This is a genomic window from Pedobacter sp. R-06, assembly GCF_049913135.1.
Taxonomy (GTDB): Bacteria; Bacteroidota; Bacteroidia; order Sphingobacteriales; family Sphingobacteriaceae; genus Pedobacter.
Map to the genome: position 1 here is coordinate 4,625,093 of NZ_CP183977.1, position 19,334 is coordinate 4,644,426.

The window sequence follows — 19,334 nt, forward strand, 5'->3', positions numbered from 1 at the left end:
AATTACTGTTGCTCCTCAGGCACTTCAATTACGCGCCACTCAGATAACTGGAACAAAGAGCCGTTATTATTTGCCGTGATACTAAGTCTGTAATATTTATACAGGACTTTGTTTTTGAAATTGTAGGTTTTAGTCATGTTACGGCCTGAAAATGTTTCACCTGTTCTCGTATCAAGATCTACCCAGCTGCTACCATCTGTAGAACCGCTTAATTTCCAGTTTTTAGGATCCCTATCAGGAGCATCGCCACCTGATGTTAAAGTATAAGAGGCCACTTGTTGAGGTGAAGGGAAAGTTAACTGGAGATAAAGGCTCGACTGATAAGGATTGATCAGGAATTTCGAGTTAATATCATTATCCACTACTTTTAAAGATCCTTCTCCGGCAGAAGCCCCACCAGAGTTCTCTACGTTAACAGAAAGTGCGGCTTTTGCCGTTACATCAACTTTGGCTTTCCAGGTAAAAAGATCCACTGCAGGATATTCTTCTTTACCGCATCCAAAAAGTAAAGCCAGAGCAATACAGAGTCCGAAAGTGCTCCTGGTCATTTTTAAAAGATTCATAATTGATTAATTTATAGTTTGTTGGTTATTAAAATGTGCAATAGTTAATCGCAGATCAATGAATGATCAGGAATTTTAATTGATTTTTCAAGAATGTCTGATAGTTCTGAAGCCTTCTTCCGATACCGCACATATTCTATAATAAAAACCGTATTGAGACATAACCCTGCCTTAATACTAGTTACTTTAATCAAAATATCACGTAGCCTGCGGCGATACCAAAGCTGATTCAGTATTTTATTTATAAATGATTATTTAGTTTGTTTTGGTTTTTCCGTTGAAGGTAGATCGGGGATAAATTATCATGTAAATTTTACTTCATTTAGCTCCTCCTTGTATTTCTGTATTAGTAATTAGTTGGTTATTAGTTAAACTAAAACGTTTTAGTAACCTTTGATAAAAAAAAGCCTTGATTTTCATCAACACTTTACTACCTATCAAATGATTGTAATCGCTAAAACACTAATACTAAAACGTTTTATTAAACAATAATAAGCATATTATTAATAAATCAAGAATTATTTTATTTTTTTTATCTGAATTAATCTCTGAAAATTAGATTAATAGCCTAAACAGATTAAATAACAATAAAATATCTTATGAAAAGCAATACTTTTTTTAAGAAAAAGAAAAAGTGAAGACTTACCGCAGAATTACTTGATGAAAATTGCAATTCTGCGGCTGTTATTAGAATAAGCTTAAAATATTGTAAGCTATTCTGGCAATGCGCTAGGTTAAGCTCAAATCGCAGCAACTTGCAGCACCAATTAACGCTGCATGTTCCTTAAGTTCAGATATTTTTATTTCCGTGTCGATGCCGTTACCTTTTAATGTTGCGATCAACTCGGGTGCAAAAGCACTAAAAGACTGTGCAATATTACCTCCAACAATCACAGTATCAATTTTATGCTGTTTAATAACCGGGATTAAAAACTGGGCCAGGTTATAGCCGAACTCCATAAAAACCATGGTTGCATAATGATCGGTTTCTACAATTTCTACCAGCTCTTTAACCCCTGCAACAGCTTTTCCACTAAGTTGATTAAAACGTTTTACGAACCAGCGCGTAGATAAGTAATCTTCAGCAATTCCATCTAAAAATTCGGAGTTCCAAAGGTCAGCATCAAAAGCTTTATCATTGAGACAAAGCGATGAGCCGAGGCCCGTACCAAGCGTTAAGCCCAACACACTGGCATTTCCTTTGGCAGCGCCGGCAAAAACCTCACCTTGTAAAAAACCTGCTGCATCGTTTATAAAGTGAATATGCTCTGCAGGGATATCCAACCTTTCAGACAGTTCTTCTTTCACATTGATCTGATAAAGTGATTTAAACTTATCCTGGTCTTTGATTAATGAAATGCCCTCACTATAATTAAAAGGACCTGGCATGGCAATTCCAACATTTCGGGCACCGTTCTTAATATTTTTAAAAGCCTTATTGATGATATCGCACCATGCCGACAAAATCACTTCTTTACTCTCCTGTGAATTCACAGGGCTACGTTTGATAGAATCCTTCACCAAAGTTCTTGTTTCTAAATCCACCAATGCGGCCGTAATATGCGAGCCGCCAATATCTACACCTAATGCAACAGGCTTTTCCATTCTATATATTTCTGTTATCTATTCTTTAATCTGAATTAATCGCCAAAAGTAGCAATTCAATTTTTATTTACTGATTGAAAATGGCTTATCTTCTTCTGATAACCCCCTATTTAACGAAGGTTTAACATTCATCTCTAATTTTAACACTCCTCCTTTTAACAAATCGCTATGATTTATAAAATTTTTGGTATAATTTTTACCATTTAAGCTTGCCGATTTTATATAAACATTGACAGCATTGTTGGCAGGTGCTTCAATGACGAATTTTTTGCCATTTTCTAAATTAATAGTCGTTTTTTTAAACATTGGGCTTCCTAAAACGTACTCCCCTGTACCTGGTGTTACGCTGTAAAATCCTAGTGCGCTTAAAACATACCACGATGAGGTTTGCCCCTGGTCTTCGTCTCCGGGATAACCATTTTCTGTGGCATTGTACAGTTTATGCATCACTTCACGGGCATAAAACTGGGTTTTCCACGGTTGATTAGCATAATTATATAAATAAACCATATGCTGTATGGGCTGGTTTCCATGCGCATATTGGCCCATGTTGGCCATTACCATTTCGGTCATTTCATGGATCATGCCACCGTACGAACCTACATTTACTTTATTGGGCTCGCTAAAAACAGAATCTAATTTTGCGATGAAATTGCTGTTACCCCCCATCAGATTAATTAAACCTTTGATATCCTGAAAAACCGACCATTGCCAATGCCATGCATTTCCTTCAGTAAATGGGCCTCCCCACTCAGTTGGGTCGAAATTTGGCGACCATTTCCCCTCTGCGTTTCTCCCCCTCATAAAACGGGTAGAAGGATCATAAACATTTTTATAATTGTACATGGGTTTTTCAAAAACCTTCATGTAAGACTTATCTCCTATCATTTTAGCCAAATAGTAAGCGCAAAAATCATCATAAGCATATTCTAATGTTTTAGCGGTAGCTTCCCTGTATTTTGGATAGGGAACATAACCCAATTGATTATACTCGGTTACGCCATCCCTGCCATTTGCCGGGCCCCATGGCCCTTTATTCATTGCTTCGTGATAATAAGCGTCCAGCGCTTTTTTCGGATCAAACGTTCTGATTCCTTTTGCCCAGGCATCTGTTAGCAAAGAAATGGCGTGGTTCCCAATCATGCTTCCTGCTTCGCTAGGGAAAGACCACGATGGCAACCAACCACATTGCTCATAGGCATCGAGCATGGCCTGCATATAACGACCGTGCATTTCTGGCTGCACCAGTGTGTTTAGCGGAAATTGCGCACGGAAGGTATCCCAGAAACCCGTATCGGTAAACATATACCCATCGTGTACTTTACCATCATACGGACTAAAGTAATATGGTTTTCCAGCTTCATTTATTTCATAAAACTTTCTGGAGAACAGGCTTGCCCTAAAAAAGCAGGAGTAAAAAGTTTCCATGTCTGCTTTAGATCCGCCTTCTACTTCTATCTTACCAAGCGATTTATTCCATACCGCAGCAGCACGGGCTTTGGTATCTTCTAAAGTCTTATCACTGCCCAGTTCTCTTTTTAAATTGAGTTCGGCCTGTTGTAAACTGATATAAGATGAGGCGGTTTTCACCTGTACCTTTGTCCCAGATTCAAACTGTACAAATGCGCCTTTTCCCAATCCTTCAGCAGAAATAGAATCCTTTGAAATGGTATTACGTTTGTTTTCCCAGGTGCCATAAGCTTTGATTGCTTGATCGAACTGAACTACGAAATAACTTTTCCAGCCTCTTTTAAAGCCTTCGCCATTGTTTACCCAGCCCGTTATTTTATTTTCTTTAGGATAGATCTGAACGCCGCTTAACCTGTTGTATCCGTCTAAAATTAAAAAGCTTCTTTTGCCTTTTGGATAGCTGAACCTGAGGTGTGCACCACGCTCTGATGGTGAAATTTCGGTTGTGATATCGTTTTCGAAAGTTACTTTATAATAGTTTGGTTTAGCAATCTCATCCTGATGACTAAACTTGGTTTCGCGTTTATCTTCATTTACAATTAGCTCATCAACCATTGGCATTAAAGAAAATACCGCATAATCTCGCGTCCACGAACTACATTGGTGCGCTTGCTGAAAGCCCCTGATTTTATCTTTAAAGTATTGATATTTCCAACCATCACCATTTCTACCCGTTTGGGGTGTCCAGGTATGCATACCAAATGGCAGTGCCGTTGTTGGATAGGTATTACCTCTGGTGAGTTCGTGCTTAGAATTCGTGCCCTGAAGTGTGTTAACGTAGTGAACCCAATCTCTCTGCTGCGCCAATAAACCTTTGGCAGCAAGGCAGCATAAAATGGATGCGATTAATTTAAATTTCATTTGTTTGTGTGTTTATTCTTTCCAGCCGATATAACCAAAACCAGGCTGTGTATTTAAAAAACCAGCATTTGTGAGCGCAGTTATAGGCATGCAGCGCTGATTATATGATTATTTAATATTCCATTTATCGGCCAACATCTTGATGAAATAACCGCCAACAACACTTCTCGCCTGAAAGCCTGTCATTTTTCCATTGGTAGTTTCGTGCCAGTCGCTTAATGGCACCTTACTCTCCGTTTCGGTTGCAAAACGATATATCGGACTTACAAATTTTTGAAAATCGACTTCGTTATCAGCCAAAGTAGCCGTCCACATAATCCAGTCAGATTTGGTGTAAGTTCTACGGCTATCCAATGGTAATCCGAATTCTTTTTGTTTGGTTAAATAAAAGTTAATCTCCTTTTGGTACACTTCTTTAGGAAAAAGATCAAGTTTTAAAAGTTTGTCCCAAACGAGGTTGTATTTCTGGCTCCAGGTATTTTTATCATTAAAAGTTAACGCATAATGATCGCCATCATCGGCAAGTTTCATCCAGTTCTGGGTCATTTGTAATGCAGCTGTTCTATATTTTGTAGCTACATCAGCCTTGCCTAATAATTGCGCCATTTGCGCATAAGCGCCTAAAGCTACAATAGCTTTTACCGATAAATTCGAATTTCTGGCCAAATGCCCCGCAAAATCATCGGTGCATAATTGATTGGCCGGATCGAAACCTTCTCTTAGCAGATAGTTTGCCCATACAGACATTACCTCCCAATGTTTCTCCGCATACTTAGCATTTCCTTCAGCCTTGGTGATGGCAGCAGTTAAGATGATCATATTTCCAGCTTCTTCTACTGGCATATCTTCACCATAAGTTTGGCCGTTGGCTAAGGGATAAGTGCCTAAATCGTGTGCAGCAAATGGTTTCTTCCATTTTCCACTTTCTGAATAATAGAAAATACCATTTAGCATTCCTTTTAATAATTCGGGATTATACACCAAAAATTGTGGTGCTGATGGATATGTTACATCTACAGTATTGATTGATCCATTACTAAAATTTTCTTTCGACAGGAACAGGATATCGCCATTTGGTGCATACACAATTTTATGCGCTGCAATAGCCTGCCTGTATGCTAATTTACATAGCTCTGCATACTCTTTTCCACCGGCATTTTCTGCATCGGCGTATAATTTAGCATCAAAAGTGGCGCATTTGGTTTTTAACGAAGGGTATTGAGCATTGGCCTCGGCCAGCTGATCTTCGAATTGCTGTGAACCTGATTGTCGCCAAACGGGTTGCAGCTTTTCGCCAAAGTATTCAACCGATTTAAGGTCATCATAACCCAACATCATATATTTATCTACCGGGGTTGAAGAAACCGAACCGAAAGGAATAATACTGCTGAGGTTTAGGCCTTTTGAATTTAAAACCTGTGTTTGCATGGGATATTTAGATTCGACGAAACTTTTTAAGCTTTCGTTCTGCGTGTCTATAAATTGAGTGGCATTAAACCTGGCGGGAACAGCCACATATAAATAGCCCCAATCGATACGCAGATCATCTCCCCGTTTCTTTAACACCGGCTGTTCTACGGTCCCTGTTTTTAAGATAGAGAGATTGTTCTTCGAACTCTTCCAGGCCGATATACTTTGGTTTGGTGTATTTACGGCCAGGTTTGATGATGCACCGAAGAAAATATCAACATTATGTGGCTTGCCATCAGTAGATTTTACGGCATAATTGATATAACTGATTGGCCTTGCGGTTAATTTAATATCGTTAAGCAATAATGGAGAGGTAAAAGCTACCTGTAATTCTACATGGCCACAGCTAAAAGTATATTTGGTAGTAGTGGCCTGAACGGATGCATTGGTTTGAGTAGCGGGAGCAATTTTTACATTGTTGGCATCTTCTTCTACAAGTCCGGCATCTAAATGCCTGCCACCGGCTGTATTTTTACAATGGATGGCCAATACATTTTTTCCTGTTTTTAAGATACCGCCTTCAATTGGCACATAAATATAATCAGAAACCCATCCATTCTTTTTGTAAATTATTTTACCGTTTAAATAAACAACTACATTATCATCGTGATTGAGTTTTAGGTATTTTTTTGTAGCCGATACATTGTCTATATCGAAGGTTCTTCTAAAGTAAAGATCGTCGCTATTCCATTTTGTTTTGGCAGAGTTATCATCCCCAAAAGGAGCTTCGGCTTTTTTCCAGGCATTATCGTTGTAATTGTTATTTTCCCAACCTGCTTCAGGTTTATCGAAGCTGTAACTAGCCTGATATTTTAATGCATCAGCAGCTGGGAGTATTTCTTTAAAGGTTTTACTTTCTTCGCCTAAAAACCGATAAAACTTACCGTCTACTTTAATAACACCCAGCAAAGATTGCTCCTTCCCTGTCCAATGTTTAGTTACCGATTGGTTAAGCCCATCGCCGAAAGACCAAATACTGAAATATGCATCATGTGTAATTAACGGATAAGCGGGTGCTTTATCTTGTGCTTTAGTAATTAAATTAAAAAGAAGACAAAGTGCTACTAAGGAAAATTTTCTCATAATCAATATTTGGTTAATTGCAGTTAATAAAACGTTTTACCAATTTATTTACTAAAAATCTCATGTGAGGCAGTTAAATAAGCTGCGAAAGATAATGCTGTTTAAATTGTGTTTTTTGGTTGTAAAAGACTGAATAAAGTAAAACGTTTTACTAGTATCAATATTAGAGAAATAAAAATCATATTAAAATAGCCAAACGTAACATTTAAGTTACCGATTTTTAATTCCTGATAATTAATTTAGCCGGAATAATGATCTCTTGGTTCTCCGGTTTAGTTTTGGTCGACAGCTGTTTAAGAATTAGCTTAATTACATTTTCTGCAATTTCTTCGAGTGGTTGCTGAACTGTTGAAATACCGGGTGTATGCAGTTCGAAAGCTTCATGATCATCGTATGCAATAACAGCAAAGTCATCGCCTATTTTCTTATTGATCTTTTTCAACACTTTTAAGCCGCTAATTGCCAAATAATTGGTTGCAAATAATACTGCATCAATTTTTTTATTTTCTAAGAGTTCTTGAATCTGAGCAATGGTTTCGCGCTCTTCCTGATTAAAATGGATCTTTAAAACCAGGTTGTCATCATACTTGATTCCATTATCTTCTAATGCCTTTTTATAACCATCATAACGTTCTATTATCTGCTCTACATTGATATCAGTAGTAACCAGGGCGATGTTTTTTTTACCTTGATCTATAAAATACTGTATTGATTGGTATGAAGCATTAAAATGATCCGCTCCGACGTAACTGGTATTAATTTCAGGCAAATTTCTATCGAACAGGATTACCGGGTTTCCATCATCAAGAAGCATCTGAATATCTTCTTCTATCCCTTTAATTGGAGAAATAATATAGGCATCAACTTTTCGCGATTTGAACATGTTGATCAGTTCCTTCGCTTTGTCGATACTGTTTTCTGTACTGGAATAAATAATTTTATATCCTCTTTTATAGGCTTTATCTTCGATTAACCTTGCAATCCGGGAGAAGAATGAATTGGAAATATCTTCGATAATCAGGCCGATGATATTGGAATTACCGGTTCTTAAACTTCTTGCAATCTGATTGGGTTTATAACCACTTTCTTCGATAATTTTTTCTACTTTCTCTATTACTGCTTCGCTTATCGATTTCTCTTTTGCTTTACCGTTAATAATGAATGAAACTGTGGTAATGGATACATTTGCTTTTACGGCTATGTCTTTGATAGAAAGCGATTTCATTTGGTTGGATTTCTTTTGAGTTAATCAATTCAAAGCTAAATAAAAATTGCAGCTTTTAAATTTTTGCATGTTATAAAAACGCAATTTAACATTTTTTATGTTAATCGTTTTAGAAAGGCTTGTTAAAGGACAGCACAGCATAAATAATAAAGCTTAAATAACAAAAGGCGCTATTTAAAGCGCCTTTTGTATCAAAATTAATATCCTGGGTTTTGGGTCAGCTTAGGATTAAGGTCCCTTTGCCGCTGAGGAATTGGGTATAATGCTTTAGTTGCTGATGAGGCTGTGTGATCCCACCAGGCTCCGGTTGTAAATTTACCGAAACGGATTAAATCATCTCTCCTGAAACCTTCGAAAATAAATTCTCTGCCCCGTTCTGCCAAAAGCTCATTTAAAGTTAAAGTAGCAGTTGTATAAGCTTTAGCATCGCGTATAGCTGGGGCATAAGCCCGTTTTTTAGTCGTATTAATCAAGGCTACCGCTTCTGCCGAAGCTGCGCCACCGCTTTTACGCATTAATGCTTCTGCTTTGGCAAAGTAAATCCATGTTAAACGGTAAACATTCCAGTCTGTATTGTTATAATTATCAGGATCGGGCTTCACAGCAGTTGTATCTTTGCCGTTGATCACAAAACCTGCAACTGAATTACCAAGTTTATATTTATTGAAACGGACACCGCTGTTTTCCTCTCCTTCACTCATGTTGGAAACAGTAGAGCCTGATTTATTTTTCCGGATATTATCCACAAAAACCAATGGCAGACCCTGATATTCTACCGTGCCTAATACGGCTCTTGTTTTAAGGTTGGTATCGGCAAATTTGTATTGCGGGCCAATGAGCAACCATTCTTTTTTACGCCGGTCGTCAGCTTCATAAGTGTCATAAACTCCGGGAACAAGTACAATACCGTCATTGCCATTTCTACCACCTCCATAAATTTCTTTTTGGGCAAAATGATAAAATTCGCCTGTCCAGGATGGTTCGAATTTAGCCCTTGTGTAATCGTAAGCGATTGAAAATATGACCTCTTTAGATAAATCGTTTGTATTTTTAAACTGGTCGGTTATTGTAGTATCCAATTGCATTGTTCCGTTTTGCCCACCTGCCTCATTGTTGATCAATTTATCAGCAGCAGCTATACAATCATCCCAGCGTGCTGTACCTGACCACACTTCGGCATTTAAATAAAGTTCTACAAGCATGGCATAGCCACTCGCCTGGCTCATTCTGCCTAACATTGCCCTTGATAATTTCGGCACATTATTAATATTGTCTTTAATCTCTTTCTCAACAAAATCAAATACTTGCTTTCTGCTCGAGGTAGTTGGGTAAACCGGATTTGCAGGATCGGCAGGTTCTGTTACAATGGGCACCCCGCCAAATAAATCCATCAGTTTCAGGTAATGAAAAGCACGTAATAATTTTAATTCGGAAATAAATTCATCTTTTTCCTTTTGGGTAATTCCCATTGTAGAAATGTCGCGTTTGCTGATATTTGCTATAGGATCGTTGCAATATCCTATACCACCATAAATGAGCGACCATGCATTATTTAAACCTGCTTCATCCACTGTCCAGCTATGATAATGCAATCGCTTCCATTTTCCGCTATCTTCGCCATGCGGACCTTTTGTTGGCCAGGCGAGCTGGTCTGCAGATAATTCTGCAGGTCTCCACCAGCCATCTTGCCCCGACGGCGTTACCCACGCATTTGCGTGCGTATATGGGCGTAAAACAGCCGATAATACTTCGTTTTTATTGGTATAAAATTTATCAGAAGGAATCTGATCGTATGCATTCTCATCTAACTTGGTACAGGCACTTACTATGCCAACCAATAAAATTAATGCTGTATGTAATATTGTTTTATTTTTCATTATTATATAATTAAAAGCCCACATTAACACCAAATAAGAATGATCTGGTACTTGGGTAAGCACCACGATTATCGATACCTGGCCCCAAACCTGTATCTTGAATAAAGTCAGGGTCGTTACCTGAATATCCGGTTATTGTAGCCAAATTCTGCCCGGTTGCATATACGCGGATGTTACGTACCATTTTGGTTTTAAGTTTGAAATTATAACCGATGGTTACCTCATCGATTTTAACATTGGTTCCATTTTCCAAATAGTAGTCAGAATACATATAGGTATCATTAATCTGGCTATACTTTCCGAATGCTTCTTTTAAATAGTTAATCCCTGAGATAGATGGGTTACCATAAGAAAGTGCAGTGGTATTTAAGATCTGATAATCGAATTTACCGCGCAAGAATACCCTGAAATCAAAATTCTTATAGGTAAAGTTTGCGGTGTACGAGGCATAATATTTTGGAATAGCATTTCCGATTGGGGCAAGGTCTGTTAAGTTTTTATCTTTTGAATAATTGATCTGGTCGTTACGTACGGCCTGCCCATTGCGGTTATAGAACAACCATTTTCCATCTGCATCAAAGCCTGCAAAACGTTTACCATAGAAAATACCGACATCTTCCCCTTCGTAAGTGGTAATGGCATCACCAAGATCTCCGGCTCCACCAATGCCACCAAAAGTTTTATATTTAACTGTATAAATATCGTTAGAGTATGAATCTAGTGTATTTTTGATGGTGCTTCCTGTAAAGTCCATACTAAAAGTAAAGTCTTTGGTTTTGATTGCCTGGTATGATAAGGCAAGTTCTATACCTTTTGATGAAATCTGTCCTACATTGGCAAAAATGCTCGATTGCACGTAAGGTGGCTGAGGTGTGGTGTAGGTATCTAACAAATCTTTGGTTGTACGTTTAAATACATCTAAAGCACCAGTTAGCTTGTTATTGAATAAAGTAAAGTCAGCTCCAATATTTAACTCGCGTTTGCTCTCCCACTTAAGAAACGGATTTGCATTTCGGCTAGGGCCATACGTTTCGCGGTATGCACCATCGGGATATAAATATTTTCCGCCGGTACTTAAAGTAACCCTTGAGGCATTGTTTTGAAAACCTGAATTACCGGTTACACCATAACCCGCTCTTAATTTCAAATTGTTAACCCATTTAACATTCTCCATAAACTTCTCCTGGGTTACATTCCACCCCAATGATACTGCCGGAAAATTTCCCCACTTGTTGTTGTCTCCGAACCTTGATGATCCTTCTCTTCTTAAAATGAACTGAGCAAGGTATTTTCCATCAAATGCATAATTAATACGGCCAAAGAAAGCGATTAGGGTATTGTCATTTTTAAAACTTCCCATCGATGCTTTACCATCGGCCAGTGCCTGGCCGGCATTTAAATTATCCTCATGGAATTGATCGTTTAAGAAACCACGATTACTCGCTTTTGCACCTTCTTCGATATAATAGCGATAACTGTAGCCTGCCAATGCAGTAAATGAATGTTTATCTGCAATGGTTTTGGTATATTGTAATGTTGGCTCTAAGGCAAAACTCTGAGACAGGAAGTTATTTTTAAAAGCATAACCTCCATTAGGATAATCACTGTTCTCTACAGAATTTTCGCTGGCAATATTTGCATAGCCACCATCTATATAACTATCTCGTTGTACAGAACCAAAAACAGTTCCTTTTAAACCTTTAACAATATCTAAATCAGCTTTAATATCTGCAGAACTGGTTTGTTGTTTACGGTAACTTGTTTCTTGAAACAAACGGGCAAATTGATTGGTACTCTGATTATCGTAATAAAAAGAACCATCAGGATTATAAATAAGCTTGGTTGGATTTTTTGTTGCTTCCTCTTCCCAACCGCTTCCTGTGAGTTCATTATCAAAAAAATCAATTTTTGTTCCGTTCGCAAGCAGGTTGGCATTGTTAAAATTAGTGGCCAGGTTCATCTGGACATTCAATTTATCGTTCAATCCTCTTTGATTTACATTTAGCCTTAAAGTATACTCTTTACGGCCATTTTCTAAAGCAATGCCTTGTAAATCCCTGTAGTTTATACTTGCACGGTAACTTGTTTTGTCAGATCCTCCGGATAATGAAAGGTTATGGTTTTGTGACAGGTTATCGTGGTTAACCAATCGATCGTACAGATCTTCGCTACCACCATAATCAATTGCATTAATTTCTTTCGAAGCAATTTTTTGCCTAAACTCATCCGCTGTTAAAAAATCTAAGCGGTTTTGGATAAACTCTTTCCTTACATATGATGAGTAATTAAAAGTCGGAGCACCTGGTTTTCCTTTTTTGGTGGTAATTAAAATTACTCCGGCATTGGCACTGGTACCGTAAATTGCTGCTCCAGAACCGTCTTTTAAAACATCTATAGATAAGATATCATCTTGCTGTAAAAGATCGGGATTACCACCAGGAATACCATCGATAACGAAAAGCGGACTTGCACTTCCCGTTACAGAAACAACCCCCCTTAGTTGCACACTTGGACCAGCGTTAGGATTTGAACTCCCTCTGGTAATATTCAATCCTGCAACTTTACCCTGAACCAGATCCAAAGCGTTCCGGGCTCCACTTTGCCTAAATTGCGAAGTATCTACATGGGCAACGGATGAAGTAACTTCTTTTGTTTTTAATGTACCATAACCAACCACCACTACTTCATCTAATTTTTGTGATTGAGACGGCACCAAATTGATGGTTAACGGCGTTGCCCCATTACCGGCCGGAACGGATTTAGTTTGGTAACCGATATAGCTAAACACCAGCACATCGGTAGGGGCAGTAACATTTATACTAAATTTACCATTCTCCTGTGTTACGGTACCACCGGTTTTACCCTGGATTTTAATCCCAACGCCAGGTAAACCGATTTTCTGCTCGTCTACAACGGTACCCGTAATTGTTTTTTGGGCTGCTGATGCTCCAGGAGCTGTACTTGCCGGTGTGGCAGGCGCTGTTGTAGTTGCGGCTGGTGCCGGGGCAGTAACCGGGCGCGAGCCACCCAGCGGGTTTGGTGGTACTTTTACAGAATCAGCAGGTTTAGCCACCGGGACTTTTTTTGTTGTGTCTTGTTTTTTAGTTGTATCCTGCTGAAAATAGTAGCGATTAAAATTCTTTTTTTCGCTCGTGATTTTCGCAAACAACTGGGGGCTTGAAAGTAGGACAAGGCATAGGAATCCTGTCGTCCTGAGTAAAATGTTTTTCATTGGCACTCACTAGTTTAGTTTATAATTAGTTACGCAATGCGGCCAAATTTTCACCAAATTAATAAGAGCTATGAGATTAATTAGTTATAGTTATGATTTCCGCAAAACGATTTAGTAACGCCTTAAACGCGGTTTTGTTTTAAAAAAAATAAAAAACTCTTAAAATGTTACGTTTGTGGAAATACAAATTTATTGTAGGTATAAAGAAATTAACCTGGCTGTTTTTGCCGAAGCGCCGGGTTTTCCCATGAGTAAAAGCAGCTCGTCGTAATGTTTTAACATCTCGTTCCTGCCCTCCCCTGTTAAGATAATTTTGAGTTCTTCGTTTACCTTTTGGCTGCTACAATCTTCCTGAATAAGTTCGGTTACAATCTTCTTGTTTACGATAAGATTAACCAGCGAAATAAACTTAATTTTCACCAGCATCCTGGCAATGGCAATTGAAATGGTTCCGCCCTTATAAACCACCACCTGTGGCACTTTAAACAAAGCTGTTTCTAGCGTAGCTGTTCCTGAAGCTACAATTGCAGCATGGGCATGGTGCAATAAATTATAGGTATTGTTAAAAAGAAGATGAACTTTTTTATCTCCCGTAAACTGTCGATAATAACTTTCGGTAAAAGTTGGTGCAGCTGCAATGGCAAAAATATAATCGGGATGGTTCTCGGTAATGCTTAGCATCACCGGGAGTAAACGTTCTATTTCCTGCTTGCGACTACCAGGTAATAAGGCAATGATTTTTTCAGTACCTATCTGATTGTTTGCTCGGAAATTTAAATCGGGCGTAAATTGCGCAATTTCGTCTAATAAGGGATTGCCCACATAATCTACCTTCATACCCCATTCCTTGTAGAAATCTACTTCGAAAGGCAAGATACAAAACATATGATCGACAACCTTTTTGATTTTCAACACCCGTTTTTGGTTCCATGCCCAAACTTTAGGCGAAATATAATAACATACTTTAATATCATTGGCCTTTGCAAACTCCGCGATTTTTAAATTAAAACCAGGAAAATCAATCAGAATCAGCACATCGGGCTTCCATTTTAAAATATCATCCTTACAGGCTCTAAGATTTTTGAAAATGGTCCTTAAATTTAGAATTACTTCAGTAAAGCCCATAAAAGCCATATCGGCATAGTGTTTAACCAGTACTCCACCCTCGTCTTCCATTTTATCACCTCCGAAATACCTGAACACAGCTTCACCATCCTCAACTTTTAAGGCTTTCATTAAATTGGCGCCATGTAAATCGCCTGAGGCTTCTCCGGCTACGAGGTAGTACTTCATGTTTTCTTTTGTTATAACAATATCGTCATTGCGAAGAGGCACGACGAAGCAATCTTTAATGTTATTATTTATCCCTTAATCCCGGTTGCCCTGAAAAGATTGCTTCACACTAGCTCACAACCCTCTTCTTCAATTCGCAATGACGCCTGTTTTTTTCAAAAAACTTTGTATGCAAAAAATACAAAAGCACACAAAAACGTTGCGGCCAATATGCCTCTACCAATATTTTCTTTGTTGTATTTAAAAAAGTATTGCATGGTATAAGCATTTATTGCAATACCACCAATATATAACAAATCTGCTTTAGCGAGGGAAGCAACATGGTGAATAATGTACCAGGCAATAGAACAAAATATTGCTGGCACAAGCAAACCAATGCCCAAACCTATCCATACAGAATTATTTAATCTTTTCAATCGATCAATCATAAGGGCAAGCGCTTAACCTAAATTAATACCATCGGGTGCCGAAACTTTAGTGCCCGCAGATTTCGAATCATTTTTGCCTATGAAATCCCAACTGTTTAAAGTCTGTATAGCGTGATGTGCGGTTAAATCAAACTGGACCGGAACAATAGAAATATAATTGTTTTCCAATGCCCAAACATCGGTATCTTCTCCTTTATCAAAATTTTCGAAAACACCGGTTAACCAATAATATGGTCGTTTGTAAGGATCAGTTCTTTCATCAAATTCTTCCATCCACTTTGCATTGGCCTGACGGCAAACCTTAACGCCTTTCAGCTGATCTCCTTTCGGGAAATTCACATTTAAAAGGGTCCCCTCTGGTAAACCATTCGCTAAAACCTGCTCACAGATATTTTTAATGTATTTTTTGGTATGACTGAAATCGGCATCGGCGGCAAAATCATCTAAAGAGAAACCAATAGATGGAATTTTTTCTATTGCTCCTTCTACTGCAGCAGACATGGTACCTGAATAGAGTACATTAATCGAATTATTTAGTCCATGGTTAATTCCCGATACGCATAAATCAGGTTTTTTACCTTTAAAAATCTTATTTACAGCAATCTTAACACAATCAACCGGGGTTCCACTGCATTTATACATTTCTACACCTGCATAAAGATCAACCTTATCAAAACGGATCGGCTTACCTATTGTAATGGCATGTCCCATTCCGCTTTGCGGACTATCTGGCGCAACCACCACTACATTGCCCAGCTCCTGCATTACTTCCATTAAATTCTTTATGCCCGTAGCTGTAATCCCATCATCATTTACAACTAAAATATTTGGTTTTGTGCCCTGCTTTGTCATGCCGGTAAAAATACAGATTATAAATTCAAGGCACAATAAGCCATGATTTATATGCTAAAATCATTTATTCCTAGATTTTTAGTTTTGAAATCAAAATTATTTCATTCCCTGCCAGAAAGCATATATATTTGGATAAATAACTTATTAAAAATGAAGGCTGTATTTGAGATCACGCTTAAACGAACAGGTACGCACTCATTATCATAAACCAAAACCAATTCAATGAAATTCAAACTATTTACTTTGGCTTGTTTTCTAATTACAGGTTCCTTAGCGAAGGCGCAAACAACCTATCAATGGAAAACAGGAACTTCTGGTGGCTTTAGCTACAGGTATGTAACCAACGATCCGACCAAAACACGTTTTTATACGCTAAAAAACGGTTTGACAGTAATTTTATCTCAGAACAATAAAGAGCCTAATATTACCTATAAAATGGCGGTAAGAGCGGGCAGTAATACCGATCCGCGTACCAATACTGGCCTGGCGCATTATTTAGAACATCTTTTATTTAAGGGAACGGATAAATTCGGAACCCTAAATTATGCCAAAGAAAAACCACTTTTAGATAAGATCGAAGCACTTTACGAAACCTACAATAAAACAACCGATCCGGTTAAACGTAAAGAGATTTATAAGGAAATTGATAAAACTTCGGGCGAAGCTTCTAATTATTCTATCGCAAACGAATACGATAAAATGATGAAATCGATCGGGAGCAACTCTACCAACGCCCACACCTCGGTAGAAGAAACCGTTTACGAGGAAGATCTTCCATCAAATGCCATTGATAAATTCCTGGCTGTGCAGGCAGAACGTTTCCGCGCGCCTGTTTTCCGTATCTTCCATACAGAATTAGAAGCTGTTTACGAAGAAAAAAACATCGGTATGGATAACGATGGCCGTAAAATGTATGAGAAAATGTTATATGCATTATTTCCGACACATAACTACGGACAACAAACCACCATTGGTACTATTGAGCATTTAAAAAATCCATCCTTAATCGAAATCAGAAAATACTACAACAAATATTATGTGCCAAATAACATGGCGCTAATTATGAGTGGTGATATTAATTATGATGATTTAATCAAAAAAATCGACAAAGATTTTGCCTATATGGTTCCAAAACCTTTGTCGCTTTACAACCCTGCGCCAGAGAAACCGTTAACACAGACTCAAACGGTTGATATTTATGGCCCAAGTGCCGAAAATTTATATGTTGCTTACAGGGGTTTTGCCCAAAATACGCACCAAAGTTTATTGTTAGATTTAATCGGCAGCATTTTAGCCAACGGTAAAGCGGGTTTAATGGATATCAACATCAATAAACAACAAAAAATGTTGAGGGCAAGCGCTGGTTATAACTCAATGAAAGATTATGGAATCTTCATTTTATCTGGCTCACCTAAAGCCGGACAAAGTTTAGAAGAAGCGCAAAAATTATTGTTAGAGCAGGTAGAACTGCTTAAAAAAGGCGAATTCGACGAAAGTTTGATTAAAGCAACTGTTGCAAACATCAAACTAGCGGAGTTACAAAGCTTCGATAATAACGATGTTCGTGCAGATTTCGCGATGAATGCCTTTATCCAAAACCGTGGTACGGAGTGGGATAAAACCCTGGCCTCAACCGATGCAATGGCTAAAGTAACCAAAAAGGAAATTGTAGATTTTGCCAATAAATTTTTCATCAACAACTATGTTTCGATCTTAAAACATAAAGGCGAAGATAAAAGCATCATCAAAGTAGAAAAGCCAGCCATTACCGCTGTAAAAACCAATGTTAATGAGGTTTCTCCATTCACAAAAGACATCATTGCCGCTCCGGTAAAACCGATCGCACCTAAATTTTTAGATTATACCAAAGATCTTAATTTCGGTAAAGCAGGTATTGCTGATGTAATTACAGTTCAAAACACCGAAAATGGTATTTTCCGTATGAGTTACCGTTTTGATATGGGCTCGTACAACTACAAGTTATTGCCTTATGCCGCTCAATATTTAGCGTTCTTAAGTACCGATAAATATTCGGCAGAGGACATCAGTAAAGCATTTTACAACATTGCCTGTAGCTATAGCATAAACGTAGGTACCGATGTAACTACAGTCTCCATCAGCGGCTTACAAGAAAACTTTGATAAAGCTGTTGCCTTGCTGGAAGATGTGCTGGCAAATTGCAAAGCAAATGAAAAAGCCTTAGAAGATTTAAAAGGCCGTTTGTTAAAATCGAGAGATAACGCAAAATTAAATAAATCGTCTATTCTTGGTGGTTTAATGAGTTATGCACAGTATGGCGCCGATAATCCTTTCAATTATGGATTAACCAATGATGAGATCAAAAATATGAAATCGGCAGATTTGATCTATCTCTTACATAACCTTACCAATTATAAACACACCATTACTTATTATGGTCCTAAAACTTTAGCAGCATTTTCTGCTGATATCGTAAAAGCACACCCATTGGCTAAAGAATTTACTGATGCTGCACCAATTAAGAAATTTGTGTACACCAAAACTGATTCGAACAAAGTTTACTTTGCCGATTATGATATGGTACAGGCAGAAATCCGTTGGGTACGCAATGGTGGATTATACGATCCTGCCAATGCAGCAAAAATTGCCTTATTTAACAACTATTTCGGTGGTGGCATGGGTTCAGTAGTATTCCAAACCATTCGCGAGTCTAAAGCTTTGGCATATTCTACTTTTGCGGTATATTCTTCTCCAAATACTAAAGAAAAAGAAAATACCATTATTGCTTATGTAGGTACACAGGCAGATAAAATGAATGAAGCAGTTGCCGGTATGAATGAGCTATTAACCACTTTACCAGAGTCTGATAAATCATTTGCATTATCAAAAACCAACTCATTAAATGGCCTGGAAACCAGCCGTATCACCAAAGACGGAATTATCTATAGCTATTTGGCAGATAAAAAATTAGGCTTTGATCACGACTCAAGAGTTGATGAATACGCGAATTTAAAACCATTGACTTTTAATGATGTAAAATCATTCCACCAGACCAATCTTTCAGGCAAACCTTACAGTTATTGTATCGTGGCTTCCGAAAAGAAAATCAACATGGCTGATTTAGCAAAATTTGGTCCGGTAACTAAACTAAGCCTGGAGCAGATTTTTGGATACTAAAAAGGTAGCGGGTAGGAAGGCAGAAGGTTAAGGTAGAACCTGATGCCTTAATATCAAAATTACTAGCGATTTCCGGAAACGGGGATCGCTTTTTTGTTTAGTTCAATAGTTCATTGGCCATTGGTTGCATAATGCGAAGAAAACAATTGTGTCTTTTGCATCTTGGTGGTAAAACAATAACATCTTCCGTGTTAATCCGTGCCTCCGTGTCAATTAAGG

At 38.0% G+C, this 19,334-nt stretch carries 11 protein-coding genes; 1 reads left to right on the forward strand and 10 read right to left on the reverse strand.

Annotation, left to right across the window (positions count from 1 at the left end; translation table 11 throughout):
• Window positions 1-2 precede the first annotated feature (2 nt).
• From ACN9MR_RS18470 to surE, 10 genes are all read right to left on the reverse strand, one after another.
• Entirely contained in the window at window positions 3-563 is a 561-nt protein-coding gene (locus tag ACN9MR_RS18470) for a discoidin domain-containing protein (protein ID WP_426325868.1), read from the reverse strand.
• 729 nt (window positions 564-1,292) lie between these two features.
• Window positions 1,293-2,168, reverse strand: a complete 876-nt coding sequence (locus ACN9MR_RS18475) for an ROK family protein (protein ID WP_426325870.1) — start codon at window positions 2,166-2,168, stop codon at window positions 1,293-1,295.
• Window positions 2,169-2,231: 63 nt separating this feature from the next.
• Window positions 2,232-4,499 (reverse strand): GH92 family glycosyl hydrolase, encoded by a 2,268-nt coding sequence (locus tag ACN9MR_RS18480; protein ID WP_426325872.1) that lies wholly within the window; start codon window positions 4,497-4,499, stop codon window positions 2,232-2,234.
• Between the two features lie 108 nt (window positions 4,500-4,607).
• A complete protein-coding gene (locus ACN9MR_RS18485) occupies window positions 4,608-7,052 on the reverse strand; it encodes a glutaminase domain-containing protein (RefSeq protein WP_426325874.1) in 2,445 nt (814 codons plus the stop codon).
• Between the two features lie 220 nt (window positions 7,053-7,272).
• On the reverse strand, window positions 7,273-8,277 hold the full coding sequence (locus ACN9MR_RS18490) for a LacI family DNA-binding transcriptional regulator (RefSeq protein WP_426325876.1): 1,005 nt from the start codon (window positions 8,275-8,277) through the stop codon (window positions 7,273-7,275).
• Between the two features lie 197 nt (window positions 8,278-8,474).
• On the reverse strand, window positions 8,475-10,154 hold the full coding sequence (locus tag ACN9MR_RS18495; RefSeq protein ID WP_426325878.1) for a RagB/SusD family nutrient uptake outer membrane protein: 1,680 nt from the start codon (window positions 10,152-10,154) through the stop codon (window positions 8,475-8,477).
• Between the two features lie 10 nt (window positions 10,155-10,164).
• Window positions 10,165-13,386: a SusC/RagA family TonB-linked outer membrane protein gene (locus ACN9MR_RS18500; RefSeq protein WP_426325881.1), complete on the reverse strand. Its 3,222-nt coding sequence runs from the start codon at window positions 13,384-13,386 to the stop codon at window positions 10,165-10,167.
• A gap of 189 nt (window positions 13,387-13,575) precedes the next feature.
• The gene (gene lpxB / locus ACN9MR_RS18505) at window positions 13,576-14,679 is read right to left on the reverse strand and encodes a lipid-A-disaccharide synthase (protein WP_426325883.1); all 1,104 of its coding nucleotides are present in this window, start codon (window positions 14,677-14,679) and stop codon (window positions 13,576-13,578) included.
• Window positions 14,680-14,834: 155 nt separating this feature from the next.
• Window positions 14,835-15,095: a stationary phase survival protein SurE gene (locus tag ACN9MR_RS18510; RefSeq protein ID WP_243854075.1), complete on the reverse strand. Its 261-nt coding sequence runs from the start codon at window positions 15,093-15,095 to the stop codon at window positions 14,835-14,837.
• Window positions 15,096-15,119: 24 nt separating this feature from the next.
• Window positions 15,120-15,959, reverse strand: a complete 840-nt coding sequence (gene surE, locus ACN9MR_RS18515) for a 5'/3'-nucleotidase SurE (protein WP_426325885.1) — start codon at window positions 15,957-15,959, stop codon at window positions 15,120-15,122.
• A 222-nt stretch (window positions 15,960-16,181) separates the two neighbouring features.
• Here surE and ACN9MR_RS18520 point away from each other — a divergent pair, with 222 nt between their 5' ends.
• Window positions 16,182-19,115: a M16 family metallopeptidase gene (locus ACN9MR_RS18520; protein WP_426325887.1), complete on the forward strand. Its 2,934-nt coding sequence runs from the start codon at window positions 16,182-16,184 to the stop codon at window positions 19,113-19,115.
• The last annotated feature ends 219 nt before the right edge of the window (window positions 19,116-19,334 follow it).

What these genes read in the sequence shown, in the direction of transcription:
- ACN9MR_RS18470 (WP_426325868.1), bottom strand. Translation starts at nt 563, where the DNA reads ATGAATCTTTTAAAAATGACCAGGAGCACTTTCGGACTCTGTATTGCT.
- ACN9MR_RS18475 (WP_426325870.1), bottom strand. Translation starts at nt 2,168, where the DNA reads ATGGAAAAGCCTGTTGCATTAGGTGTAGATATTGGCGGCTCGCATATT.
- ACN9MR_RS18480 (WP_426325872.1), bottom strand. Translation starts at nt 4,499, where the DNA reads ATGAAATTTAAATTAATCGCATCCATTTTATGCTGCCTTGCTGCCAAA.
- ACN9MR_RS18485 (WP_426325874.1), bottom strand. Translation starts at nt 7,052, where the DNA reads ATGAGAAAATTTTCCTTAGTAGCACTTTGTCTTCTTTTTAATTTAATT.
- ACN9MR_RS18490 (WP_426325876.1), bottom strand. Translation starts at nt 8,277, where the DNA reads ATGAAATCGCTTTCTATCAAAGACATAGCCGTAAAAGCAAATGTATCC.
- ACN9MR_RS18495 (WP_426325878.1), bottom strand. Translation starts at nt 10,154, where the DNA reads ATGAAAAATAAAACAATATTACATACAGCATTAATTTTATTGGTTGGC.
- ACN9MR_RS18500 (WP_426325881.1), bottom strand. Translation starts at nt 13,386, where the DNA reads ATGAAAAACATTTTACTCAGGACGACAGGATTCCTATGCCTTGTCCTA.
- lpxB (WP_426325883.1), bottom strand. Translation starts at nt 14,679, where the DNA reads ATGAAGTACTACCTCGTAGCCGGAGAAGCCTCAGGCGATTTACATGGC.
- surE (WP_426325885.1), bottom strand. Translation starts at nt 15,959, where the DNA reads ATGACAAAGCAGGGCACAAAACCAAATATTTTAGTTGTAAATGATGAT.
- ACN9MR_RS18520 (WP_426325887.1), top strand. Translation starts at nt 16,182, where the DNA reads ATGAAATTCAAACTATTTACTTTGGCTTGTTTTCTAATTACAGGTTCC.